The organism is Streptomyces sp. NPDC004051 (genome assembly GCF_053604275.1).
Genome location: NZ_JBSGHG010000033.1, coordinates 42,244 through 64,319 on the forward strand (window position 1 = coordinate 42,244; position 22,076 = coordinate 64,319).

25 protein-coding genes are annotated in these 22,076 nt (G+C 71.3%); 13 read left to right on the forward strand and 12 right to left on the reverse strand.

Annotated elements, in window-relative coordinates:
* The first annotated feature begins 9 nt into the window (after window positions 1–9).
* The gene (gene meaB / locus ACWEQO_RS26965) at window positions 10–966 is read left to right on the forward strand and encodes a methylmalonyl Co-A mutase-associated GTPase MeaB (protein WP_361460507.1); all 957 of its coding nucleotides are present in this window, start codon (window positions 10–12) and stop codon (window positions 964–966) included.
* Window positions 967–1,034: 68 nt separating this feature from the next.
* On the opposite strand, the gene ACWEQO_RS26970 is transcribed toward meaB, so the two are convergent.
* The gene (locus tag ACWEQO_RS26970) at window positions 1,035–1,730 is read right to left on the reverse strand and encodes a PepSY domain-containing protein (RefSeq protein ID WP_452985560.1); all 696 of its coding nucleotides are present in this window, start codon (window positions 1,728–1,730) and stop codon (window positions 1,035–1,037) included.
* A 116-nt stretch (window positions 1,731–1,846) separates the two neighbouring features.
* On the opposite strand from ACWEQO_RS26970, the gene ACWEQO_RS26975 reads away from it, so the two are divergent.
* Window positions 1,847–2,515 carry a response regulator transcription factor gene (locus ACWEQO_RS26975; RefSeq protein WP_361460511.1) on the forward strand — a complete coding sequence of 223 codons (669 nt, stop codon included), beginning with the start codon at window positions 1,847–1,849 and terminating at the stop codon, window positions 2,513–2,515.
* Window positions 2,512–4,059: a sensor histidine kinase gene (locus ACWEQO_RS26980; protein ID WP_452985561.1), complete on the forward strand. Its 1,548-nt coding sequence runs from the start codon at window positions 2,512–2,514 to the stop codon at window positions 4,057–4,059. The genes ACWEQO_RS26975 and ACWEQO_RS26980 overlap by 4 nt, the downstream gene beginning before the upstream one ends.
* A 14-nt stretch (window positions 4,060–4,073) precedes the next feature.
* Here ACWEQO_RS26980 and ACWEQO_RS26985 read toward each other — a convergent pair whose 3' ends face one another.
* The 5 genes from ACWEQO_RS26985 to ACWEQO_RS27005 all read right to left on the reverse strand — a co-directional run bounded on the left by ACWEQO_RS26985 (window position 4,074) and on the right by ACWEQO_RS27005 (window position 8,501).
* Window positions 4,074–4,550, reverse strand: coding sequence for a MarR family winged helix-turn-helix transcriptional regulator (locus tag ACWEQO_RS26985; protein ID WP_361460515.1), 477 nt, complete (start codon window positions 4,548–4,550; stop codon window positions 4,074–4,076).
* A 99-nt stretch (window positions 4,551–4,649) separates the two neighbouring features.
* The gene (locus ACWEQO_RS26990) at window positions 4,650–5,459 is read right to left on the reverse strand and encodes an AIM24 family protein (RefSeq protein WP_361460517.1); all 810 of its coding nucleotides are present in this window, start codon (window positions 5,457–5,459) and stop codon (window positions 4,650–4,652) included.
* On the reverse strand, window positions 5,456–6,106 hold the full coding sequence (locus ACWEQO_RS26995; RefSeq protein ID WP_452985562.1) for an AIM24 family protein: 651 nt from the start codon (window positions 6,104–6,106) through the stop codon (window positions 5,456–5,458). The genes ACWEQO_RS26990 and ACWEQO_RS26995 overlap by 4 nt, the downstream gene beginning before the upstream one ends.
* Window position 6,107: 1 nt before the next feature.
* Window positions 6,108–6,740, reverse strand: coding sequence for an AIM24 family protein (locus ACWEQO_RS27000; protein WP_452985563.1), 633 nt, complete (start codon window positions 6,738–6,740; stop codon window positions 6,108–6,110).
* Between the two features lie 69 nt (window positions 6,741–6,809).
* Window positions 6,810–8,501 (reverse strand): hypothetical protein, encoded by a 1,692-nt coding sequence (locus tag ACWEQO_RS27005; protein ID WP_452985564.1) that lies wholly within the window; start codon window positions 8,499–8,501, stop codon window positions 6,810–6,812.
* A 91-nt stretch (window positions 8,502–8,592) separates the two neighbouring features.
* Between ACWEQO_RS27005 and ACWEQO_RS27010 the strand changes: the two genes are divergently transcribed.
* The 3 genes from ACWEQO_RS27010 to ACWEQO_RS27020 all read left to right on the forward strand — a co-directional run bounded on the left by ACWEQO_RS27010 (window position 8,593) and on the right by ACWEQO_RS27020 (window position 9,708).
* The gene (locus ACWEQO_RS27010; protein WP_452985565.1) at window positions 8,593–8,808 is read left to right on the forward strand and encodes a hypothetical protein; all 216 of its coding nucleotides are present in this window, start codon (window positions 8,593–8,595) and stop codon (window positions 8,806–8,808) included.
* 247 nt (window positions 8,809–9,055) lie between these two features.
* Window positions 9,056–9,400: a DUF3817 domain-containing protein gene (locus ACWEQO_RS27015; RefSeq protein ID WP_452985566.1), complete on the forward strand. Its 345-nt coding sequence runs from the start codon at window positions 9,056–9,058 to the stop codon at window positions 9,398–9,400.
* Window positions 9,397–9,708, forward strand: coding sequence for an MTH1187 family thiamine-binding protein (locus ACWEQO_RS27020; RefSeq protein WP_452985567.1), 312 nt, complete (start codon window positions 9,397–9,399; stop codon window positions 9,706–9,708). The genes ACWEQO_RS27015 and ACWEQO_RS27020 overlap by 4 nt, the downstream gene beginning before the upstream one ends.
* A 57-nt stretch (window positions 9,709–9,765) precedes the next feature.
* Here the strand turns inward: ACWEQO_RS27020 and ACWEQO_RS27025 are convergent, their stop codons facing one another.
* Genes ACWEQO_RS27025 through ACWEQO_RS27035 form a run of 3 tightly spaced genes read right to left on the reverse strand, consistent with a single transcriptional unit; the run spans window position 9,766 to window position 11,821 of the window.
* Window positions 9,766–10,407 (reverse strand): TetR/AcrR family transcriptional regulator, encoded by a 642-nt coding sequence (locus ACWEQO_RS27025; RefSeq protein ID WP_452985568.1) that lies wholly within the window; start codon window positions 10,405–10,407, stop codon window positions 9,766–9,768.
* The gene (locus tag ACWEQO_RS27030) at window positions 10,404–11,084 is read right to left on the reverse strand and encodes a DUF4166 domain-containing protein (protein WP_452985569.1); all 681 of its coding nucleotides are present in this window, start codon (window positions 11,082–11,084) and stop codon (window positions 10,404–10,406) included. Before ACWEQO_RS27030 ends, ACWEQO_RS27025 begins: the two co-directional genes overlap by 4 nt.
* Window positions 11,081–11,821: a hypothetical protein gene (locus tag ACWEQO_RS27035; RefSeq protein WP_452985570.1), complete on the reverse strand. Its 741-nt coding sequence runs from the start codon at window positions 11,819–11,821 to the stop codon at window positions 11,081–11,083. Before ACWEQO_RS27035 ends, ACWEQO_RS27030 begins: the two co-directional genes overlap by 4 nt.
* A gap of 173 nt (window positions 11,822–11,994) precedes the next feature.
* On the opposite strand from ACWEQO_RS27035, the gene ACWEQO_RS27040 reads away from it, so the two are divergent.
* Both ACWEQO_RS27040 and ACWEQO_RS27045 read left to right on the forward strand, forming a co-directional pair.
* The gene (locus tag ACWEQO_RS27040; protein WP_452985571.1) at window positions 11,995–12,504 is read left to right on the forward strand and encodes a MarR family winged helix-turn-helix transcriptional regulator; all 510 of its coding nucleotides are present in this window, start codon (window positions 11,995–11,997) and stop codon (window positions 12,502–12,504) included.
* Window positions 12,505–12,688: 184 nt separating this feature from the next.
* Window positions 12,689–13,135 carry a hypothetical protein gene (locus tag ACWEQO_RS27045; RefSeq protein ID WP_452985572.1) on the forward strand — a complete coding sequence of 149 codons (447 nt, stop codon included), beginning with the start codon at window positions 12,689–12,691 and terminating at the stop codon, window positions 13,133–13,135.
* A 21-nt stretch (window positions 13,136–13,156) separates the two neighbouring features.
* Here the strand turns inward: ACWEQO_RS27045 and ACWEQO_RS27050 are convergent, their stop codons facing one another.
* Window positions 13,157–13,498 (reverse strand): DUF3817 domain-containing protein, encoded by a 342-nt coding sequence (locus tag ACWEQO_RS27050; protein WP_279333803.1) that lies wholly within the window; start codon window positions 13,496–13,498, stop codon window positions 13,157–13,159.
* A 95-nt stretch (window positions 13,499–13,593) separates the two neighbouring features.
* Here ACWEQO_RS27050 and ACWEQO_RS27055 point away from each other — a divergent pair, with 95 nt between their 5' ends.
* Window positions 13,594–15,294: an acyl-CoA mutase large subunit family protein gene (locus tag ACWEQO_RS27055; RefSeq protein WP_452985573.1), complete on the forward strand. Its 1,701-nt coding sequence runs from the start codon at window positions 13,594–13,596 to the stop codon at window positions 15,292–15,294.
* Between the two features lie 28 nt (window positions 15,295–15,322).
* Here the strand turns inward: ACWEQO_RS27055 and ACWEQO_RS27060 are convergent, their stop codons facing one another.
* On the reverse strand, window positions 15,323–15,961 hold the full coding sequence (locus tag ACWEQO_RS27060) for a TetR/AcrR family transcriptional regulator (protein WP_452985574.1): 639 nt from the start codon (window positions 15,959–15,961) through the stop codon (window positions 15,323–15,325).
* Window positions 15,962–16,218: 257 nt separating this feature from the next.
* Between ACWEQO_RS27060 and ACWEQO_RS27065 the strand changes: the two genes are divergently transcribed.
* The 4 genes from ACWEQO_RS27065 to ACWEQO_RS27080 all read left to right on the forward strand — a co-directional run bounded on the left by ACWEQO_RS27065 (window position 16,219) and on the right by ACWEQO_RS27080 (window position 20,543).
* On the forward strand, window positions 16,219–17,199 hold the full coding sequence (locus tag ACWEQO_RS27065) for a tetratricopeptide repeat protein (RefSeq protein ID WP_452985575.1): 981 nt from the start codon (window positions 16,219–16,221) through the stop codon (window positions 17,197–17,199).
* 643 nt (window positions 17,200–17,842) lie between these two features.
* Complete coding sequence (locus ACWEQO_RS27070) at window positions 17,843–18,478, forward strand: DUF6230 family protein (RefSeq protein WP_361460531.1); 636 nt, start codon at window positions 17,843–17,845, stop codon at window positions 18,476–18,478.
* Between the two features lie 117 nt (window positions 18,479–18,595).
* Window positions 18,596–19,198, forward strand: coding sequence for a DUF6114 domain-containing protein (locus tag ACWEQO_RS27075; RefSeq protein WP_361460533.1), 603 nt, complete (start codon window positions 18,596–18,598; stop codon window positions 19,196–19,198).
* Entirely contained in the window at window positions 19,188–20,543 is a 1,356-nt protein-coding gene (locus ACWEQO_RS27080) for a hypothetical protein (protein WP_452985576.1), read from the forward strand. Before ACWEQO_RS27075 ends, ACWEQO_RS27080 begins: the two co-directional genes overlap by 11 nt.
* Window positions 20,544–20,638: 95 nt before the next feature.
* On the opposite strand, the gene pyk is transcribed toward ACWEQO_RS27080, so the two are convergent.
* Window positions 20,639–22,066, reverse strand: coding sequence for a pyruvate kinase (pyk, locus tag ACWEQO_RS27085; protein ID WP_361460536.1), 1,428 nt, complete (start codon window positions 22,064–22,066; stop codon window positions 20,639–20,641).
* Window positions 22,067–22,076 lie beyond the last annotated feature (10 nt).

Genomic DNA, 22,076 nt, shown 5'->3' on the forward strand with positions numbered 1-22,076 from the left:
GGAGCTGTGATGCAGGACGTCTCCACTCTGGTGGCCCAGGCCAGGGACGGCAGGCCGCGGGCCGTGGCCCGGCTGATCTCCTTGGTGGAGGGGGCGTCCCCGCAGTTGCGGGAGGTCATGGCGGCCCTGGCGCCGCTGACCGGCAACGCGTACGTGGTCGGGCTGACGGGATCACCGGGCGTCGGCAAGTCGACGTCCACCTCGGCACTGGTGACCGCGTACCGCAAGCGGGGCAAGCGGGTCGGCGTCCTGGCCGTCGACCCGTCCTCGCCCTTCTCCGGCGGCGCGCTGCTCGGCGACCGGGTCCGGATGTCGGAGCACGCCTCCGATCCCGGCGTCTACATCCGCTCCATGGCGACCCGCGGCCACCTGGGCGGCCTCGCCTGGGCCGCGCCGCAGGCCATCCGCGTCCTGGACGCGGCGGGCTGCGAGGTGGTCCTGGTGGAGACGGTCGGCGTGGGCCAGTCGGAGGTGGAGATCGCCTCCCAGGCCGACACCTCGGTGGTGCTGCTGGCACCCGGCATGGGCGACGGGATCCAGGCGGCCAAGGCCGGGATCCTGGAGATCGGCGACGTCTACGTCGTCAACAAGGCCGACCGCGACGGCGCGGACGCCACCGCCCGCGACCTGAACCACATGCTGGGCCTCGGCGAGGCCCGGGCCCCCGGTGACTGGCGCCCGCCGATCGTCAAGACGGTCGCCTCGCGCGCGGAGGGCGTCGACGAGGTCGTCGAGGCCCTGGAGAAGCACCGCGCGTGGATGGAGGAGCACGGGGTCCTGGCGGAGCGCCGACGGGCCCGCGCCGCCCGCGAGGTCGAGACGATCGCCGTCACGGCCCTGCGGCAACGGATCGGCGACCTGCACGGCGACCGACGGCTGGACGCGCTGGCGGACCGGATCGTCGGCGGCGAGCTGGACCCGTACCGCGCGGCGGACGAACTGGTGGCGGGGCTGACGGAAGGCTGACGGGGAACCGACGGGAAGGGGCGGTGCGGGCGGATCCGCCCGCACCGCCCCTTCGCTCACCGGTCCGTTCAGCGGTCGTCGCGGTCGTCCCGGTCGTCATCGTCTGCCGTGACCTTGCCGCTGTTCAGGTCGACCAGCCATTCCCGGTCGTCGTCGCCGGAGGTGACCGTCTCGACCTCCCAGCCCCGGTCGTCGCGGTCGTCGTCCAGGTCCACCGAGGTCACGGTGCCCTTGGCGGCGGCCGCCTTCGCGGCCTGCTCGGCCGTCACCGACGTGCCCTTCAGCGCCGTCCGCACCTCGTCGGCGTCGGCGGCGTCGTCATCGTCGACCTCCGAACCCAGGACCTTGCCGGTGTTCGGGTCGATCCACACGCTGTACCAGGTGGCGCCCTTGCCGAGGATGTCGACCTCCCAGGCCGCCGTGGAGCGGTGGTCCCGGTCGTCGTCGCCGTCCTCGTCCATCTCGACGGAGACCGCGGTGCCCGGCCGGTGCTCCAGGGCGGCGGCGACGGCGTCGGCCGCGTTCACCTTCGCGGGGCGCGCCAGAGCGTCGTCGTCATCGAGGTCGTCGCGGTCGTCCCGGTCGTCGAGGTCGTCACCGTCGTCGTCACGCCGGTCGTCGCGGTCGTCGTCCGAGCCCAGCGTCTCCACCGGGTGCGTCGTCGTCGGCGTTTCATCGTCCCCCGAGATCGCGATGGCCGTCGCGGTGCCTCCCCCGATCAGTGCCGCGGCGGTGACGACGGCGATCACGATGTTGCGCTTCATGGTGGTTCCTCCCCAGTCGCTTCGTTTTCGACGTCTTCAATCTCGCTGATCGATCCTGAGGGGAACCTGAAGGCACCTGAAGTGATCTTCAGGTTCGCTCTGCGACCCTTGTGCGCATGCGCCTGTTGATCGTGGAGGACGAAAAGCGCCTCGCCCTGTCCCTGGCCAAGGGTCTGACCGCCGAGGGATACGCCGTGGACGTCGTCCACGACGGCCGGGAGGGCCTGCACCGGGCCACCGAGGGCGCCTACGACCTCGTGATCCTCGACATCATGCTGCCGGGCCTCAACGGCTACCGCGTCTGCGCCGCCCTGCGCGCAGCCGGCCACGAGGTGCCGATCCTGATGCTCACCGCCAAGGACGGTGAGTACGACGAGGCCGAGGGGCTGGACACCGGCGCCGACGACTACCTCACCAAGCCGTTCTCCTACGTCGTCCTCGTCGCCCGGGTGAAGGCGCTGCTGCGCCGCCGGGGCCAGGGCGCCGGGGCCTCGCCGGTGCATGTGCACGGGGAGCTCAAGGTGGACACCGCGGCCCGCCGGGTCTTCCTCGGCGAGGACGAGGTGACGCTCACCGCCAAGGAGTTCTCCGTGCTGGAGCAACTGGTGCTGCGGGCCGGTGAGGTGGTCTCCAAGGCGGAGATCCTGGAGCACGTCTGGGACTTCGCCTACGAGGGCGACCCGAACATCGTCGAGGTCTACATCAGCGCCCTGCGCCGCAAGCTCCGCGCCAAGCTGATCCGGACGGTGCGCGGCGCCGGTTACCGGCTGGAGACGGCGCCATGAGCCGGCTGTTCGGCTCGGTCCGCGCCCGGGCGACGCTCGGTGCCACCCTCGTGGTCGTGGTCGCGCTGGTCGTGACCGGCGCCGCGGTCCTGCAGGCGCTGCGTTCCAACCTGACCGCCGAGGCGGGCACCCAGGCGGAGCGCAGGGCGCAGTCGATCGCCTCGGAGCTCGCCGAGCGGACCCCGTACGAGGAGCTGTCGGGGATGGACGGCGAGGCCGGGCCGGTGCAGGTCGTCGACGAGGACGGGAACCTGGTGAAGGCCGCCGAGGGCCTGCAGCGGATCAGCGGCACGGTCACCGACGAGGTGAAGCCCCGGCCGTCCTCCTCACCCTCCGCATCGCCCTCGCCCTCGGTCTCGGTCCGCGAGGACGACGAGGACGACGATGACGGCGACGATGACGATGATGACGACGATGCTGACGACGAGGACGACGACCCGGCCGGAGCGGGGGCGACGCAGGACGCCGACGCCGCCGCCCCGACCCTCGCCCCCGGCGAGTTCAGCCGGCGGACCGTCTTCGGCAACGGCGCCGCGACGATCGGCGGCGAGACCGCCGACTACCGCTTCGCGGCGGTCGACGTGCGGACCCACGAGCGGGGCCTGCTCACCGTCTACGCCGGCTCCCCGCTGGCCGCCGAGCACAGCGCCGTACGGACCGCGCTGACCGTGATGCTGATCGGTTTCCCGCTGCTGGCCGCGCTCGTCGCCGGCATGACCTGGGTGCTCACCGGGCGCGCCCTGCGTCCGGTCGCCGCGATCCGCGAGGAGATGGCCGCGATCACCGCGTCCGAGGACCTCACGCGCCGCGTCCCGGAACCGGCGACCCACGACGAGATCGCGCGGCTCGCCCGCACCACCAACGAGACCCTCGCGGCCCTGGAGACGTCCGTGGAGCGGCAGCGGAGCTTCGTCGCCGACGCCTCGCACGAACTGCGCAGCCCGATCGCCTCCCTGCGCACCCAGCTGGAGGTGGCCGCCGCCCACCCCGAGCTCCTGGACCTGGACGGCGCCGTCCAGGACACCGTGCGGCTCCAGCACCTCGCCGCCGACCTGCTGCTGCTCGCCCGGCTGGACGCGGGGGAGCGGCCCGTCGAGGGCAGGGTGGACCTGGCCGCGATGGCCCGCGAGGAGGCGGCGGGACGGACGGGTGTGACGGTGGACGCGGAGACGGCGGAGGTGGCCGGGTCGCGGGGGCAGCTGGGCCGGGTGCTCGGCAACCTGCTCGACAACGGCCGCCGGCACGCCCGCGAGAAGGTCTCGGTGACCGTGCGGCGCGAGGGCGACTGGGCGGTGCTCGGCGTGGCCGACGACGGCGACGGGGTGCCCGAGGCCGACCGGGAGCGGATCTTCCAGCGGTTCGTACGGCTGGACGACGCCCGCAGCCGTGACGACGGCGGAGCGGGCCTGGGCCTGGCCATCGCGCGGGACGTCGCCGCGCGGCACGGCGGGACGCTCACGGCCGGTGCGGCGCCGACAGGCGGAGCCCTGTTCGAACTCCGCCTGCCGCTCGCCCGAAGAGAACCGGTGGTCCCGCTCGCCTGAGCGGGACCGGTGGGTCAGAGGCGCCCGCGCTGGCCGCGCAGGTGCTCCGCGATGGGCTTGAGGGCCTTCTCCAGTTCACCGAGGGTCTCGGGGGAGAGCAGGTCGATGAAGTGCCGGCGCACCGACGCCACGTGATGGGGCGAGACCTTCTGCATGGTCTCCATGCCGTGGTCGGTGAGGACGGCGAAGAGGCCGCGCCGGTCGGACTCGCAGTGCTCCCGCCGGACCAGGCCCGCGTTCTCCATCCGGGTGACCTGGTGCGAGAGCCGGCTCTTGGACTGCATGGTGGCGGCGGCGAGGTCGCTCATCCGCATCCGGCGGTCGTCCGACTCGGACAGGTTCACCAGGATCTCGTAGTCGTTCATTGTCAGGCCGAAGGGCTGCAGGTCCTTCTCGAGCTGGTACGTCAACAGCCTGTTGACCTCCAGGTGGGTGCGCCAGGCGCACTGCTCCGCATTGGTCAGCCAGCGGGTGGCCGTCTCGGTCTCCATGAATGAAGTCTACCTAAAAAGTTGAAAGGCGAACTAGTGATGGTTTCCGTGACGGTGGCAGCGTGCACGCGTTCGACGTCACACTCCGCAGACTACCGCTCACAGACCGAAGCGACGCTGGAGGTCGCCCAGCTGTCCGGGAAGGCGCGGTGCCCCCGTGGCCTGCCCGGGTGCTCCGGAAGCCCCGCCTCCGGGCACCCCCGGCGCCTGCGGAACGGCCCCCGTGGCCTGCTCCGTCATCAGGATTTCGGAGGACTGCAGCAGCACGGTGCCCGCCCCCACGAACTCGAACTGGTGCTCCTCGCCGGAGGCCCCGCCGAGGCCCGTCATCGCACGTAGACCGCCCATGACACCGGTCATGTAGCCGTGGTCGTAGTGGTGGCACGGGGAGGGGCAGTCGGCCCATCCCACCAGCGCCTGCGGGTCCACCCGGAGCGGGGGTTCCATGAAGACCACCGGACCGTTCGACGCGGCCACGAACTTTCCGGTTCCGATGAGGGTCAGGAAACCCGGCACGATCGACTGCTTCAGCGACAGACTTGGCTGAAAAGCGAGCAAGTTGCCCGAGCGAATGGTCAGATTGCCGTCCTCGAGGTCGTACGAATTCACGTCGAAGGCCCGGTCGGCGAGGAGCATCTTGCCCGAGCCCTCCGCCACGACCCAGTCGCTCGCGTGCAGTGGTGAATGGAACGCCGTACGGACAAGTCGGTCGAGTCGGCCGTGCCCGATGCCGTTGAACTCGATCGTGCCGTAGTAGGCGATCATCTTCCCCTTCTGCAGGAACCACTGGCTCCCCCGGAGCTCCACGCAGAAGGTGTAGGCGTCGACGTTGTCGTCGGACGGCAGCGTCGTCGGGTCGAAGACCGTGACGGCGGGCCCGGGGCCGCCCTGGAATCCGTAGGGGCTCACAGCTTCTCCTCCGACGCCTGGACGTACACCGCACCGCTGCCGCTGAGCTCCAGCTGGAACGCCTCACCGGAGCCGCGCCCCACCATGTCCCGCCAGCCGAGCGCGGTGGACAACCTGTTGCGGACGTCGCCGTGGTGGGCGACGTAGGCCTGGGGGTCGACGTGCACCGGGCGCTGCGGGGTGATCGGGATCTCGACCACGCCCCCGTGCGCCATGACGGCCACGGAGCCGTGCCCCCTGAGCGTGGTGGTGAACAGGCCCTGCCCGGAGACCTGGCCCCGGACCATGCCCATCACCCCGCCCTGCGAGCCCAGGAACACCGTGCCCTGCTCCAGCGTGCCCTCGAACGCCAGCAGGCGGTCCGCCTCGACGTACAGGGTGTCCCCGGAGAGGTCGATCACCTGGATGTGGTGGCCGCCGTGCCCGAACAGGACCGTGCCGTCGCCCTCGACGCTCATCAGGGGCGTGGCCTCCCCGGCCACCCGCCGGCCGATCATGGACCGCAGGCCGTCCTGACCGCCCGTCATGTCGGGCGTGAAGCCGACCTCCCCCCGGTACGCGAGCATCGCGCCGCGCTGGCTGAACAGCCGCCGGCCGGGCACCACGGTCGCCTCGACCACCTTCGAGTTGATCTCCCGGAAGCCCATGTCAGACGTCCCCCGCGATCGTGTTCCGCTCACTGGGCTGCACATAGACCAGCCCGTCGCCCTCGAACCTCATCTGGAACGCCTCGCCGCCGCCCTCCCCGAGCAGTGTGCGGAACGTCACCCCGGACTGCAGGGACTGCCGCAGATTCCCCTGGTGGGCGACGTAGGCACCGGGGTCGACGGTCAGCGGGTACTGCGGACCGACCCGGAGCACCACGGCCGGCCCGTCCGACATGACCGCCGCCTGGCCGTGCCCCTCGACGGTGGTCGTGAACAGCCCGTTGCCCTGCGAGGCCCCGCGCAGGCCCGTGAAAGTGGTCCCGGTGCGCAGGCCGCCGTCGGTCGCCAGCAGGTTGCTCGACTCCACATGGAGCTTGTCCCCCCGGAGGCCGATGAGGTTGATGTCGGCGGCGCGATCGGCGAACCAGCAGGTCCCGCGTCCCTTCACCTCCATCATCGTCATCTGCTCACCGGTCAGCCGCCGGGTCACCATCCCCCGGATGCCGTCCCCGCCGCCCGTGAGCTTCTTGAACGCCATCTCGCCGTCGTACGCGACCATCGAGCCGTTCTTCGCCTTCACGGCATCCCCGGTCATGTCGACGACGAGCACCTTGCTGCTCTGAAGTCGGAACATCGCCACATCTGCGACGTTAACCGCCGCCCCGCTCCGCGGACAGGCCCTGTGGGGTGAGTCGCACCGTTCCTATGGGGGTTGGCCAGTGTTGGTCAACTCGCCACAAGCCGGGCCGGTGAGGGCCTGGTGACCTCGCGAACGGTCTTCGAGGTCGGGGAACAGCACAAGCTGGTCACCTCGGCACGGTCGGGTCTTGCCGCCCCGTGGGGGCGTGCCCGCTGTCCTGGGTGGGCTCGTGGTCCCGCGCGGCCCGGGAAGGGATGCGGTCTGGCCGGTAGCTCTCCGCTGCCCGATCCTCTGGTCGGGTGCGGTCACACCTGGCCGACGCCGGATCCTGTGTCCCAGGCCGCGCCTGCCGATCGCCACGGCGGCACCGTGGTGCCGGGTGACGGTGGTCCTGGTCTGCTGCTGGAGCGAGGGGGTCCAGTGCTTCCCGCCCCAGATGCTGGTGTAGGCGGGGTCGACGGCGATGACGATCAGGCCGTGGTGGTGGGCCATGCCGCGCAGTCGTTCGCGGAATCGTGCGGTGGGGATGCCTGCGACCGTGCGGCGGAAACGTTTGCCGCGCTGCCCGCGGCCCATGGTCTCGCGGCCGGTGGCGCGGGCGTCGGTGAAGCCGAGGTTCTCGATCGTGATGCCCGCGCAGCCGTGCTCATGGGCGATGAGGATCAGGCGGCGGATCGCTGCCCGGAGCCTGCCGTCCCGAGTGGTGGTGGGGCCGGTCAGGTCGAGCGGGACGGTGTGTGGTTCACCGGTCGGGTTGCCGTGCTCGTCAAGGACGATGGCCGCGAGGTGGTCGGCGTTGAGGTCGACGCCGAGCATGCGCGCACCCGCGGCGCGGATCTCTTTCGGGGTGGGCGGCGTGGCCTTGTCCGAGGACCAGGAGGCATCGAGGTACCAGCGGTCCCGGGCGGGGTCGTGGACGATGTCGTAGCGGACGGCCCGGTTGGCGGTGACGCGGTCGAGCCATTCCTCGCGCAGGTGGTGGAAAAGCACCGTGCACTGAAGCCGGTAGCGGCCGCGGGGTGCGTTGGCCAGGTGCCGCAGGGGTTCGGGCAGTACGAGGGTGACGGTGCCGTCGCCCGGGTCGACGGTGACGGTGTAGTTGCCGAACGGGGCCGCGGACTCGCCGTCAGCCGTCAGGAACAGGCGCGAGGCCTCCCATCGCCGGCGCCACTGCTCTTCGGTGAGCCGGGCGTCGGCGAGGTGGTGGCGCTTCTTCAGCAGTCCTCGGCCGCCGACGGTGATTGCCGGACGACCGGATGCGATGCGCTGCTCCACGGCAGCCAGGCGGGTCTTGAGGGACTGCAGGCGGCACTGTTTGTGGAAGCGCTCGTTCTGGTCGGTGTAGCCCCGGGTCTTGCCCACGCGCTTCCCGCACGGCACGGCGAGACGGCGTTCGATGGCGCGGGCGGCGCGACGCAGCCCGGCGGCCTGGTCGTACAGACACCGCAGGGAGAGCTGGTACTGATCCTCCGAGGCGCGGGTCATCGCCCCGGCCCACCGCGAGGACGACACGGCGGTGAGCGCCTTCTTGCGCTCCGCCCGCCGATTGCCCTTCACCGGCACCGCGCCGAGGCCCACGCGCTCGGCGAGGTCGGCTCGCTGGTGGTGTCCGAGGTGCTCGCCGGCCAGCCGGAGGACCTTCTCGTCGGCCGTGGCCAGGCGTAGCCGGTCACGGATCCTCGCTCCCGAGGGAGCGGCCACGGTGAACGGGGCCGCGATCTCGCGCGGTGTCCGTTTCCCGCGGCGTTTCGCCATGATCGCAGCCTCCTTCCCCGACGGATTCCTCAACCAGTAAACGAGACCCTGCGCATGTCCATGAGTGACCTACACACCATTCACTCCTTCGGTGGACTTCACCACCTGGGTGAGGGCGCGCGCCTTCGCCGAGCGCGACCCGTACAGGCGCCCCGAGAACGACGTGACGATCGCGATCACCTCCCGCACCAGCTCCCCGCCCTCGCCCCGGCACCCGGCCCCGCCGCCACGTCAGCGCATCCAGGTCGCCCACACGCAAGATCTGCCCGGCGAACGGCGGTCCTCCGGCACACCCGCAAGGGTGTGACGCCGCAGTGTCCACGTCGACACCCCCAGCCGCTTGGCCGCCTTGCCCGCAGAAATCCAGTCGCCGGTCTTCTCACTCACAGGAGTGAATCTGTGGCCAACCGTGACCTACAACCGAATCAACAGCCACCAACCCGGAAGATTCCCCTGGGGACCGCCCCCGCTCCGGTGATCGCGGACGGGGTTTGTCACAATGGCCACACGCTTGTGCGTGCATTCACAAACGTCTCTCCCACCGAAGGTGATCCGTGGACCTCAAGACCGCCAGTGCCCTCCGCCGCCTCCGCCTGGTATCAGCCCCCGAGGCGATCTCGTTCCTGCTGCTGCTCGTCGCCTCGGTCCTGAAGCGGACCACGGAGTTCAACGCCGTCCCGGCGCTGGGCGCGATCCACGGGTTCCTCTTCGTCGTGTACGTGATCTTCTGGGCCGACGCCTGGAACCGCGCCAAGTGGCCGCTGAAGACCGCCGCCTTCTACTTCCTGATGTCGGTGCTGCCCACCGGCGGCTTCTTCGCCGACCGCCGGCTGAAGACCGAGGCCGAGGACGCGGTCATCGCCTCCCGCGCCCGCGCCGAAAAGGTGGTGGGCGCGTGATCGTCGCCTTCTCCGTGACACCGCTGGGCGTCGGCGAGGACGTGGGGGAGTACGTCGCCGACGCCGTGCGGGTGGTCCGCGAGTCCGGGCTGCCGAACCGCACCGACGCCATGTTCACCTCGGTCGAGGGGGACTGGGACGAGGTGATGGACGTCGTGAAGCGCGCCGTGGCCGCGGTCGAGGCACGCGCCCCGCGGGTCTCGCTCGTCCTCAAGGCGGACCTCCGCCCCGGGGTCGAGGACGGCCTCACCGCCAAGGTCGACACCGTCGAGCGGCACCTGGCGCGGAACCCGGAACACACGGAATAGCGGGCCCGCGTCCTGCCCGACGGCCGGACGGCGCTGCCCGGCCGGCCGACGGGCGTGTCAGCGGGGGCCGGCTGTCCGGCGCAGGTGATGACGCACCGCGCGGTGCGCGATCGGGCCGAGATCGTCGAGCGCGGCGACGAGGGCCCCGAGCCGCTCCAGGGCGTCCAGCGCCGCCCCCGCCCCCGCCGGGTCCACCCCTTCGTACAGCTCGAGACCCACGAAAGACGCCGCCACCGCGCGGGCGAGCCCTCCGGAGTCGGTGAACTCGCCGAACGGTGTTCCCGGCAGGACCCGGTCGAGGACCTTCTCGATCTCCACGATCCACAGGTCGAGCCCCGCCGCAGTCGCCGGCTTCAGGGCGTCGTGGGTCTGCGCACCGGCCAGCAACTGCCCGAGCAGGGCCACTTGGCCCGCAGCGCGCTCCTCGGCGTGCATCTCCCGGCCGAAGGCGAGGAGTTCCGTGAGGGAGCCGATGGTCGCGAGGCGGGGGCGGTGGCGGGCGACCCGCTGCTCGGCCCCGTACCGGCAGGCGGCGGAGAGCAGTTCGTCCACCGAGCCGAAGTGGTAGAAGACCAGCGCCTGGTTGACTCCGGCCGCCGTTGCGATCGTGCGGGCCGAGACCTTGGCGATGCCCTGTTCGGCGAGCGTGCGCAGGGCGCCCTCCAGCAGCTTCTTCCTGGTGTCGGGGGCGGGACTCATGCGCGCGGCTCCTCACGGACCGGACGCAGATCCGGGCGTACCCCGTGTGTGCGCACGTTGCTGTAGACGGCGGTGAACGAACCCTCGTAGCCGAAGAGGGGCCCGAGACGGTGGTGGGTGACATCGACCCGGATGCGGAAGCGGCCGCTGCGTTCGTCGTAGGACTCGCGCACCTCCGCCGTCCCGTTGACTGCCTCGGGGACGCGTACGTCCATCGGGCCCTGACGGAAGCGGTGCCGGTCCGAGCGGATCAGCAGGGAGCCGTCGGGTTCCGCGCCGAAGTGGAGGTCGCAGGCGAGGTGCTGGTGGGTGCCGAGGTAGTCGACGATGTGGTCGCCCCGGGGGCCGAGCACCATCTGGGCGTCGAACCGGCGGGGGCGGCCGGGTAGGTGGAAGGTGCGCACGAAGGTCACCGTCTCACGGCCGAAGCCGTCGGTGTACGGGACGTTCTCGATGGTGAAGGGGATGTGCCTGCCCTGCCGGGGGACCAGGATGTTCCGGGTCGCGCCGAGGGCGAGGAACGGCTTCACGAAGGCGCCGCCGTGCCAGGGGCGGTCCATCACGCCGTGGCCGGTGCAGGCCTCGCCGCTGGTCAGGCCGACGGAGAAGCGGCGGCGCAGCGCGGGGTGGAGGCGGTCGAAGTCGCCGCCCATCACGGTGCGGAAGATCGAGGTCATCGCGGCGTCTCCAGGGAACGCAGCAGGCGGGGCGGGCGGACCCGGGCCGGTGGGGTGCGCAGGCAGCGACGGGCGGCCGGCGTGCGGGGCAGCGGCGGGGCGAGCAGTGCCGCGCCGGCCGCCGAGGCCAGGAGCAGCGGGACCGGAAAGGCCCCGGCAGGGCCGAGCGGGGCGGCGGGACCCGTGGCGAGGGCGGCGCAGGCGGCGGAGGCCACCAGGGCCCGGAGCGTCAGCTCGGCCAGCCAGTTGCGGCGGGCGCGCTCGGGGGTGACGCCGTGCTCGAACCAGATCCGCAGGCGGTCGAAGGACCAGGCCGTCGCCCAGCCCATCAGGGGCCGCAGGACCAGCCGGTCCGCGAACGCGCCGAGGGCGCCCCAGCGGGGCCGGTAGTCGTACCCGGTCAGGAAGCGGACCCCGTCCCCGTCGGGGACGTAACGCCAGTAGCCGCTGCCGTCCGCGAGCAGGGAGAGCGGGTGCGGGCAGGAGAAGCGGAGCGCGGAGGTGCGGGTGCCGTCCGGGCGCTCCTTCTCCCCGGCCGAGACACCGGTGCCGGCGAGGGTGAGGAACGGCAGTACGCGCGTGGCGTACCGGAAGTGCTGAGGCTCGTCGTCCGCGCGCGGGAGGTTGCGGATCTCGGTGAAGCGGAGGTCCCAGCGCCGGTGCTCGGCCGGATCCTGGGTGCGTGCCCACAGCTCGTCGAGATCCGCGCGGACGTGCGTCTCTATGTACAGCCCCATGTCGCCCCCGGTCAGCCGCGTGTTTGAGCGAGTGCTCAAAATCTATGGAGCGCAGACTAGCGCTGTTTTGAGCGATTGCTCAACCGGTCGGCCCGCCCTCGGACGCCATACCGCGCGGACCGAAAGGCGAGACGGGGCTGACCGGCATATGACCGGCCGGTAGGGTCGGCTTCGTGCCGAAGCCGCTCAGTCTCTCGTTCGATCCCATCGCCCGCGCCGACGAACTCTGGAAGCAGCGCTGGGGAAGCGTGCCGTCCATGGCCGCGATCACCTCGGTCATGCGCGCCCACCAGATCCTGCTGGCCGAGGTGGACGCGGTGGTCAAGCCGTACGGGCTCACCTTCGCCCGGTACGAGGCGCTGGTGCTGCTCACCTTCTCGAAGTCGGGCGAGCTGCCGATGTCCAAGATCGGCGAGCGTCTCATGGTGCACCCCACCTCGGTGACGAACACCGTGGACCGGCTGGTGCGGTCGGGCCTGGTCGCCAAGCGCCCCAACCCCAACGACGGCCGCGGCACCCTCGCGAGCATCACCGACAAGGGACGCGAGGTCGTCGAGGAGGCCACCCGCGACCTGATGGCCATGGACTTCGGCCTCAGCGCCTACGACGCCGAGGGGTGCGCCGAACTCTTCGCCGTCCTCCGCCCCCTCCGACTCGCGGCGGGGGACTTCGAAGGGGAGTGAAGCCCGTCAGCACCGGGCCAGGGGTACCACTTGACGGTGGTTTCCTCCCCGTCGGCCCGCAGAAACGCTTGGGCACTCGTCTCCGGCTGAGATCCTGCTGGTCGGCCCCCATTTGGAGGGCTGACGTCCGTTTTCTTCGGGTGGGAGCTCGCGCGTGGGTCTTCGTCGCTTTGTCCGTGGTGTCGTGGCCGCCACCGCTGTGCTGGGTTTCGCAGCAGCCGGTTCCATGGGCGCGGCGGGACCGGCGCACGCCGGCGCCTTGGGGTCCACCGCCATCGGCACTTTCACCTACGAGGTGCGGGGCGCAGCTGTGAAGGTCCCCGTCGGATGCTTCCTGACCCACAGGATCGACGGCTCCGGGAAACGGGTCTCCGGCCAGCTCGCGGGCGTCGACTGCGTCGGCGCCGCCGCGACCTTCTCGCGATTCTGCAACTGGCGCATCGACTTCGCCTACGCCGACACGAACGGCAGGGCGTACCGGACCGTGCGGGGTGCCACACACGCCGAGTGCGACGGCGCCCCGCTGCGCCGGGCCGGCGCCCGGACGCTGCCGAGCTATGGCAAGGCCTGCGCGAAGCTGTTCGTCAACGGCAAGCTGCGTGCCACGCAGTGCCACTACATCACGGAGTGAGGTGGCGCCCCGCGCCGACGGTCAGGCTGTCGCGGGCGTGGTGTCGGCGTCCTTCGCGATGAGCGGTTCCGCCTCGCGGGTCACCCGGCGTTCGACGAAGAAGGCCGCCGTCGGGACGGTTCCGGCGAGCAGTACCCACAGCTGCCGTCCCACGGGCATCTTCATCTTGCTGCCGAGGTCGAACGCGAAGACCAGGTACAGCACGTAGAGCCAGCCGTGAGCGATGCCGACCACCGAGACGAAGCCGTCGAAGCCGTCCATGCCCAGCACGCGCTTGCCGATCACGCCGACGGTCAGCAGAACCAGAAGGACTGCGGTGACATGTGCCAACACCCGGTACCGGGTCAAGACGCTCTTCTTCATGCCGTCGAGGGTATCCGGTCCGCCGTGACGTCCCGTGCCCCCGTCCTGGCCTGCACCGCTATCATTTACTAGGACGTCCTAGTAAATTCGAAGGCATGGACGCTGACGCCATCGAGGAAGGCCGCCGTCGCTGGCAGGCCCGGTACGACGCCGCGCGCAAGCGCGACGCAGACTTCACCACGCTCTCCGGCGATCCCGTGGAGCCGGTGTACGGGCCGCGGCCCGGGGACGCCTACGAGGGGTTCGAGCGGATCGGCTGGCCGGGGGAGTACCCCTTCACCCGAGGCCTGTACCCGACCGGCTACCGGGGGCGCACCTGGACGATCCGGCAGTTCGCCGGGTTCGGCAACGCCGAGCAGACCAACGAGCGCTACAAGATGATCCTGGGCAACGGCGGCGGCGGGCTCTCCGTCGCCTTCGACATGCCGACGCTCATGGGCCGCGACTCCGACGACCCACGCTCCCTGGGCGAGGTCGGGCACTGCGGGGTGGCCATCGACTCGGCAGCCGACATGGAGGTCCTGTTCGACGGCATCCCCCTCGGGGACGTGACGACCTCCATGACGATCAGCGGGCCCGCCGTGCCCGTCTTCTGCATGTACATCGTCGCCGCCGAGCGTCAGGGCGTGGATCCCGCCGTGCTCAACGGCACGCTGCAGACGGACATCTTCAAGGAGTACATCGCCCAGAAGGAGTGGCTCTTCCAGCCCGAGCCGCATCTGCGCCTGATCGGCGACCTGATGGAGTACTGCGCGGCCGGCATCCCCGCCTACAAGCCGCTCTCCGTCTCCGGCTACCACATCCGCGAGGCCGGTTCGACGGCCGCCCAGGAGCTGGCGTACACGCTGGCGGACGGCTTCGGGTACGTGGAGCTGGGGCTCAGCCGCGGGCTCGACGTGGACGTGTTCGCGCCCGGCCTGTCCTTCTTCTTCGACGCGCACCTCGACTTCTTCGAGGAGATCGCCAAGTTCCGTGCGGCCAGGCGCATCTGGGCCCGCTGGATGCGGGACGTGTACGGCGCCGAGAGCGAGAAGGCGCAGTGGCTGCGGTTCCACACGCAGACCGCGGGCGTCTCGCTGACCGCGCAGCAGCCGTACAACAACGTCGTGCGGACGGCCGTGGAGGCGCTCGCCGCCGTCCTCGGCGGGACCAACTCCCTGCACACCAACGCCCTGGACGAGACGCTCGCCCTGCCCAGCGAGCAGGCCGCCGAGATCGCCCTGCGCACCCAGCAGGTGCTCATGGAGGAGACCGGCGTCGCCAATGTGGCCGACCCGCTGGGCGGTTCCTGGTTCGTGGAGCAGCTGACGGACCGGATCGAGGCGGACGCGGAGAAGATCTTCGAGCAGATCAAGGAGCGGGGACTGCGCGCGCACCCCGACGGACAGCACCCCATCGGGCCGATCACCTCCGGCATCCTGCGCGGTATCGAGGACGGCTGGTTCACCGGCGAGATCGCCGAGTCGGCGTTCCGCTACCAGCAGGCGCTGGAGAAGGGCGACAAGAAGGTCGTCGGGGTCAACGTCCACACCGGCTCGGTCACCGGCGACCTGGAGATCCTGCGGGTCAGCCACGAGGTGGAACGCGAGCAGGTACGGGCGCTGGGCGAGCGCAAGGCCGCCCGCGACGACGCGGCGGTGCGCACCGCCCTGGCCGCCATGCTCGACGCGGCCCGCTCCGGCGCCAACATGATCGAGCCGATGCTGGACGCCGTGCGCGCCGAGGCGACCCTCGGCGAGATCTGCGACGCGCTGCGGGACGAGTGGGGGGTGTACACCGAGCCCGCGGGCTTCTGACCGCCGCACCGCCCCCGGCCCTGATCACTTACGGGCCAGGGGCGGTGAGGCCGGTGAGGCCGGTGAGGAGGACGCGGGTGAGGTCGTGGACCCACTCCTCGTCCGCCGGGCGCCCGCTGACCAGCGTGCGGTGCAGCACCGCGCCGGCGACCATGTCGAAGATCAGCTCCACGGTGCGGGACGCCTCGGCCGGGTCGGGGTCGGGCGGCAGTTCGCCGCGCCTCTGGGCGCGGACGCGGCCGGTGTGGACCAGGCGTTTCTGCCGCTGGACGATCGAGGCGCGGATGCGTTCGCGCAGGGCCTCGTCGAGGGTGGACTCGGCGATCGCCGCCATCAGCCCGCACCTGGCCTCCGGGCGGGACAGCAGCGCCGCGAGCTGGAGGACCACGCCCTCGACGTCCGCGGCGAGGCTGCCGCGGTCGGGGAGGTCGAGCTCGTCGAAGAGTTCGGCGATCGCGTCCACGACCAGCTCGTTCTTGCCCGCCCAGCGCCGGTAGAGGGTGGTCTTGGCGACCCCCGCGCGGCCGGCGACGTCCCCCAGGGTGAGCTTGGACCATCCCAGTTCGACCAGGGCCTCCCGCGTCGCGGCCAGGATCGCGGCGTCCGCCGCGGTGCTGCGCGGGCGTCCGGTGCGCGTGGCGGGGGGCCGACCGGTACTGCTCTGCATGGACACGACCCTATCCGCCGGTTCCCGCGCCGCGGTGCGGGGAGCGTGAGGGAGATCACCGGGACGGCCCGGCCCGTGCGCCGTGCCGGGTATTACGCTACGACCCGTAGCGTAAGTGTGGGTGGCCCGGACGGAACGGCCGGCCCGCTCGAGCGACGACCACCGGCGCGGGTGGGGACCCGGCGCCGAAGAGGACGCGGGCGACCGGGTCTCCCGGCGTTTTCACAGACACGCGGGGTACGGGGGAGGATAGACGCATGCAGCCACGGAACATGTCCATGAGCGGAGTCGTCGACCTCGGCGCGGTGAAGGCGGCCCAGGAGGCCAAGACGAAGGCGGAGCAGGCCCGCGCGGAGGCGGTCCGGCAGGGCGGCGGGGGCGCGGTCTCCCCGGCTGACCTCGTCATCGACGTCGACGAGGCCGGCTTCGAGAGCGACATCCTGCAGCGGTCCACCGAGGTTCCGGTCGTCATCGACTTCTGGGCCGAGTGGTGTGAGCCCTGCAAGCAGCTGAGCCCCGTCCTGGAGCGGCTCGCCGTCGAGTACAACGGGCGCTTCCTGCTCGCCAAGATCGACGTCGACGCCAACCAGATGCTGATGCAGCAGTTCGGCATCCAGGGCATTCCCGCGGTGTTCGCGGTGGTGGCCGGGCAGGCGCTGCCGCTCTTCCAGGGGGCCGCGGGCGAGACGCAGATCCGCCAGACCCTGGACCAGCTGGTGCAGGTCGCCGAGGAGCGCTTCGGGCTGACCGGGCTCACCGTCGACCCCGACGCCGTGCCGGGCGGCGGCGGTGCCGCGTCGGGCGCCGAGGCGCCCGTCGGTCCGTACGACGCCCTGCTGGAGGCCGCCGTGCAGGCGCTGGACGCCGGAGACCTGGGCGGCGCGATCCAGGCGTACAAGAACGTGCTCACCGACGACCCGGGCAACCCGGAGGCCCAGCTGGGGCTCGCCCAGGCCGAGTTGCTCCGGCGGGTGGAGGGTCTGGACCCGCAGCGGGTGCGCGCGGACGCCGCCGGGAAGCCGCAGGACGTCCAGGCGCAGATCACCGCCGCCGACCTGGACCTGGTGGGCGGTCATGTCGAGGACGCCTTCGGCCGGCTCATCGAGACGGTGGGGCGCACGGCCGGCGACGACCGCGAGGCCGTGCGGGTGCGCCTGCTCGAGCTGTTCGAGGTGGTCGGGGCCGAGGATCCGCGCGTGATCGCCGCGCGCCGAGCGCTGGCACGCGCCCTGTTCTGAACGGGTCCGGTGCCTTGTCCGGCCGCCCGAGGCGGTTTCCGGACCGGTGGTGCCCGAGTGGAAGATCGGCCGACCGAAGGCCCGTGCGGCCGCGCTTTGCCAAAACTTGGCAATCGCGGCCGCTGTTACTGCGAGTAAGTCGCACCCGCTGATCTGCCGGACTCCGTCCGGGTGTCAACTGCTTTGTCCGACCTCCGTGGGGCACCGAGGGTCGCCGTCCGGCGCCGGTGGGTCGCCCTCCGGTCGTCCAGTCGTTACCGGCGAGTAATGAACCCCCTTGTGCGGGCGGCGAGAATGCACCACGATCGGCGACGCTCGGTCCATTGCCTGTACTCCGACAGCCGGTCGGGACGCGGGTGAGCTGGGTCCCCACCGAGCAGGACCGGCGGCAGTGGAGCCGGTTCTCGGGCAGGGGGGTCTTCGCCCACCCGGTGAAGCCTGTCCGGCAGGTTGTGCGTGATGCGTGTCAGGCGCGACCAGTGGTTGTCGCTCGGGGGTGATCGCCGGTGATCCGGACGCTTCGTGCGCTGCCGGGTGCGGCGCTCCCCTTCCCGAGGACGTAGCACTTCTCCCATCCCTGCCCGGCTGCCCGCCCGTCGGCGGTGCGTCAGGGCAGGAGATGTACGTCCGAGAAGGAGGAAATATGGAGTCCCAGGTGCGTGGCGGGACCAGATGGAAGCTGTTCGCCGTGGTGATGGTGCCCAGTGTGGCCGCCACGGCTTGTATAGGCGTCGCGCTCGCGCAGGGCGCTCTCGCCGCGTCGTTCAGTGTCTCCGGCCAGTCGTTCAAGGTGACGGCGGACCGGCTCGAGGGGACGGGCTTCGCCCAGTACGGAGCGCTCGACGAGGGGCACACCCTCAAGGGCGAGAAGGCGGCTCACCCCGTCGCGGTCTCGGCGTTCCGGACCGCGGAGATCACGAACATGTGCCAGTCCGTGGTGACCCCGGGCATCCCGGGGTTCGGCTCGGTCAGTCTGATGCTGAAGGCCGGAGGTGGCGGCACCCCGGTCCGTGCGGAGAACCTGTACATCGACGTCGCGAACCTCGAGGCCGACGCCACCTTCCGCAACATCGACATCGGTGTGGCGGCCAAGGACGCGAACAAGGGTCCGGGCATGAAGGGCGGCAACGAGCAGGCGAACCCGTACGGTTTCGCCCAGCAGGCCGACTCGGCCACGCTGACCAAGGTGAAGCAGACGGCGTGGGCGACCACCGCCGGAACCTTCAAGCTCAGCGGGTTGAAGATGTCGCTGTCCACGGGCGTCAAGGAGTGCTACTAAGCACTCGCCGACGGGCGGGGGAGCCGATGGCGCCCCCGCCCGTCCACCTTCCCGCCGCGTCTTCACGCGCGGTGCACATCACCACCACAGCAAAGCCGTACCAGGGAGCTGTTTTCCATGAGCGCCGAGACTCCTGCCGCTTCCGGCCAGTTCACCCGCCGCAGGCAGCAGTTCCGTGCCTGGCGAGGCGCACGGCCGTTCTGGGCCGGCCTGTTCGTCACGCTCGGCGGCTTTCCGATCATGTACTTCCCGTATGCGAACCTCCGGCTCGGTCACCTGACGCTGACGATGGCGACCACCGCGGGCGCGGGGTCCCTGATCATCGGGGTGCTGCTGGTCGTGCTGGGCATCAGCCTGTGGGTCCAGGAACACATCCGGGTCTTCGCGGGCGTCGCGGCGATCCTGCTGGGGCTCGTCTCCATTCCGCTGTCCAACTTCGGTGGCCTCGGCATCGGCTTCCTGCTCGCGCTGGTCGGCGGGGCGATGGCCATCGCGTGGGCGCCGGGCGTCCCGCCCGAGCAGGAGTCGCAGGCGGACTTCCCGGTCCGGGGCGGCTTCCCGCAGGGCACGGCACCCGGCACCACGGCCCCGGGACTCGTGAAGCGCACCACGGCAAGGGGAGACGGCGGCCCCTCCCAGGCCCCTGAGGCACAGGGCGAGGACGATCTGTCAGGAACGAGCCCGGCGAACGGGGCGAACGGGAGGCACAGTGCCGGCTGACGAGGTGACCCGCGGGGCCGACGTGGAGACGTTCCGTGGGAGAACCGGGCCGCGCCACGCGGCTCCCAGGAAGCCGCTGCTCACCAGGCTCCACATGCCTGCCGGGAAGGCGATAGCCCTCGCGGCGATGCCGACCGCGGTCCTCATGGGGATGGGGTTCACGCCGACGCTCGCCCAGGCCGAGGACCGGCCGCAGTCGAAGAACCTGACCGCGGACGAGTACAGGGACTGCCTGAAGGCCTTGGAGGAATCCGAGGACGACGCGTCCTCCTCACCCGGTCCGTCCGCCTCGGCGAGCGGCACGGCGACGCCGCCCCCCGACGCCGACCCCACCACGGAGCCGGGCCCCTCGGCCTCCGCCGGGGAACGCGAGACCGCGAACCCGGGCACGGACAACGGCTCGTCGCCCTCGCCGGAGTCGTCGGGGTCGGGGTCGGGTTCCGGTGACTCCGGCGGCAGGAAGGAGCCCGCGCCCGCTCGGTCCGCGGCCCCGGGCGGGCAGAACTCCGGGGGGCGGACCGCACCCGCGCCCACGCCCTCGGAGACCGGGCGCAACCTCCTGGAGGACATCGGGAACGCCATCAAGGACGTCCTCACCCCCAAGGACAAGAAGGCCGAGGAGAGCCCGAGCCCCACCCCGTCGGCCTCCGCCCCCGAAGCCGTCGAGAAGACCACCGAAACCGCGAAGGACACCGCCGGGGAAGCCGCCGACACGGCGGCCGGGGCGACGGAGGCGGCCGGGAACCCGGCAGCCCCGGCGGCCCCGGAAACCCCGGCGGCCCCGGAGACGGCGGATCCCGTCACCGCCTCGCCGAGCCCCTCCGCGCCGTCCGCATCGGCCGCACCCTCCGGGAGCGCCGGGGCCGGCCTCGACGGCTGTCCGGTCGCCACCGACGCCCGGGGCGGGGTCGACAACAGGGTCCCGCTGCCCGAGGACCCCTGGTTCCTGAACGCCAGTTCGCTGCTGCTGAAGGGCGCCGACTACCAGGGCATCGTCGAGGTCCGGACCGCGAGCGGCAAAGTCAAGAAGGTCCTGAAGTACGTCGTCTCCGACGGCACCGACATCGGCGACCTGCACCAGACGGTCGAGGACAAGTCGATCGGCAGGACCTACCACGTGCGGGCGGCCAAGGGCTCGATGTCCACCATCCGCGACGGCGACACCGTGATGTACACGGAGCGCATCTCCGGCAAGCTGCTCGGACTGATCCCGGTCACCTTCGACCCCGAGAACCCGCCGCCGCTCAACATCCCCCTGATCTACTTCACCGACGTGACGGTCCGGCAGGCCGGCCAGTTCGGCGGCACCCTGCACATCCCGGGACTGCGGCAGTACGTCTCCTGAGTGCCGGCGCCGGCCCCTTCGGCTTCCGGGAGCCGCACACCACCGAGGGCGCCCCCTGGAGAGGGGGCGCCCTCGGTGGTGTGCACGCGGGTGGGTCAGCTGGTGGAGCCGCCCATGTGGTGGACGCGGACCATGTTGGTGGTGCCGGGGACGCCGGGCGGCGAGCCGGCGGTGATCACCACGATGTCGCCCTCGTCGAAGCTGTGAAGCCGGACCAGCTCCTGCTGGACCAGGTCGACCATCTCGTCGGTGCTGTTCACGAACGGCACGACGTGCGGCTCCACACCCCAGCTGAGCGCGAGCTGGTTGCGGGTGGACTCGTCCGTGGTGAAGGCCAGGAGCGGCTGGCTGGCGCGGTAGCGGGACAGCCGCCGGGCCGTGTCGCCGGACTGGGTGAAGGCCACCAGGCCCTTGGCACCGAGGAAGTCGGCGATCTCGGCGGCGGCCCGGGCGACCGAACCGCCCTGGGTACGGGGCTTCTTGCCGGGCACCAGCGGCTGCAGGCCCTTGGAGAGCAGCTCCTGCTCGGCCGCCTGGACGATCTTCGACATCGTCCGCACGGTCTCGATCGGGTACGCGCCCACGCTCGACTCGGCCGACAGCATGACCGCGTCGGCGCCGTCCAGGATCGCGTTGGCCACGTCGGAGGCCTCGGCGCGGGTCGGACGGGAGTTGGTGATCATCGACTCCATCATCTGGGTCGCCACGATCACCGGCTTGGCGTTGCGCCGGCACAGCTCGATCAGGCGCTTCTGCACCATGGGGACCTTCTCGAGCGGGTACTCGACGGCCAGGTCGCCGCGGGCGACCATCACACCGTCGAACGCCATCACGACGTCCTCCATGTTCGCCACCGCCTGCGGCTTCTCCACCTTGGCGATGACGGGCACCCGGCGGCCCTCCTCGTCCATCACGCGGTGGACGTCGGCCACGTCCTTGGCGTCCCGGACGAAGGACAGCGCGACCATGTCGCAGCCCATGCGCAGCGCGAACCGCAGGTCCTCGATGTCCTTCTCGGACAGCGCGGGCACGTTCACGGCCGCGCCGGGCAGGTTGATGCCCTTGTGGTCGGAGATGACACCGCCCTCGATGACGATCGTCCGCACCCGGGTGCCCTCGACGTCCAGCACCTTCAGCTCGACGTTGCCGTCGTTGATCAGCACCTGGTCGCCGCGGGAGACGTCGCCCGGCAGGCCCTTGTAGGTCGTTCCGCAGATGGTCCGGTCGCCGGGAACGTCCTCGGTGGTGATGGTGAACTCGTCACCGCGCACCAGCTCGACGGGGCCCTCGGCGAAGGTCTCCAGACGGATCTTCGGGCCCTGGAGGTCGGCGAGGACACCGATGGCCCTGCCGGTCTCCTTGGCGGCGGCACGGACCCTCTCGTACCTGCCCTGGTGCTCGGCGTGCGAGCCGTGGCTGAAGTTGAAGCGGGCCACGTTCATGCCGGCTTCGATCAGGGCGACGAGCTGCTCGTGGGAGTCGACCGCGGGGCCGAGAGTACAGACGATTTTGGAACGGCGCATGGGGCGATCC

Coding starts and splice junctions, on each gene's coding strand:
- ACWEQO_RS27025 (WP_452985568.1), bottom strand. CDS start 10,407: ATGAGTCCCGCCCCCGACACCAGGAAGAAGCTGCTGGAGGGCGCCCTG.
- pyk (WP_361460536.1), bottom strand. CDS start 22,066: ATGCGCCGTTCCAAAATCGTCTGTACTCTCGGCCCCGCGGTCGACTCC.
- ACWEQO_RS27030 (WP_452985569.1), bottom strand. CDS start 11,084: ATGACCTCGATCTTCCGCACCGTGATGGGCGGCGACTTCGACCGCCTC.
- ACWEQO_RS27070 (WP_361460531.1), top strand. CDS start 17,843: ATGGAGTCCCAGGTGCGTGGCGGGACCAGATGGAAGCTGTTCGCCGTG.
- ACWEQO_RS27055 (WP_452985573.1), top strand. CDS start 13,594: ATGGACGCTGACGCCATCGAGGAAGGCCGCCGTCGCTGGCAGGCCCGG.
- ACWEQO_RS26980 (WP_452985561.1), top strand. CDS start 2,512: ATGAGCCGGCTGTTCGGCTCGGTCCGCGCCCGGGCGACGCTCGGTGCC.
- ACWEQO_RS27005 (WP_452985564.1), bottom strand. CDS start 8,501: ATGGCGAAACGCCGCGGGAAACGGACACCGCGCGAGATCGCGGCCCCG.
- meaB (WP_361460507.1), top strand. CDS start 10: ATGCAGGACGTCTCCACTCTGGTGGCCCAGGCCAGGGACGGCAGGCCG.
- ACWEQO_RS26975 (WP_361460511.1), top strand. CDS start 1,847: ATGCGCCTGTTGATCGTGGAGGACGAAAAGCGCCTCGCCCTGTCCCTG.
- ACWEQO_RS27060 (WP_452985574.1), bottom strand. CDS start 15,961: ATGCAGAGCAGTACCGGTCGGCCCCCCGCCACGCGCACCGGACGCCCG.
- ACWEQO_RS26995 (WP_452985562.1), bottom strand. CDS start 6,106: ATGGGCTTCCGGGAGATCAACTCGAAGGTGGTCGAGGCGACCGTGGTG.
- ACWEQO_RS27000 (WP_452985563.1), bottom strand. CDS start 6,740: ATGTTCCGACTTCAGAGCAGCAAGGTGCTCGTCGTCGACATGACCGGG.
- ACWEQO_RS27035 (WP_452985570.1), bottom strand. CDS start 11,821: ATGGGGCTGTACATAGAGACGCACGTCCGCGCGGATCTCGACGAGCTG.
- ACWEQO_RS27050 (WP_279333803.1), bottom strand. CDS start 13,498: ATGAAGAAGAGCGTCTTGACCCGGTACCGGGTGTTGGCACATGTCACC.
- ACWEQO_RS26985 (WP_361460515.1), bottom strand. CDS start 4,550: ATGGAGACCGAGACGGCCACCCGCTGGCTGACCAATGCGGAGCAGTGC.
- ACWEQO_RS27075 (WP_361460533.1), top strand. CDS start 18,596: ATGAGCGCCGAGACTCCTGCCGCTTCCGGCCAGTTCACCCGCCGCAGG.
- ACWEQO_RS26970 (WP_452985560.1), bottom strand. CDS start 1,730: ATGAAGCGCAACATCGTGATCGCCGTCGTCACCGCCGCGGCACTGATC.
- ACWEQO_RS27065 (WP_452985575.1), top strand. CDS start 16,219: ATGCAGCCACGGAACATGTCCATGAGCGGAGTCGTCGACCTCGGCGCG.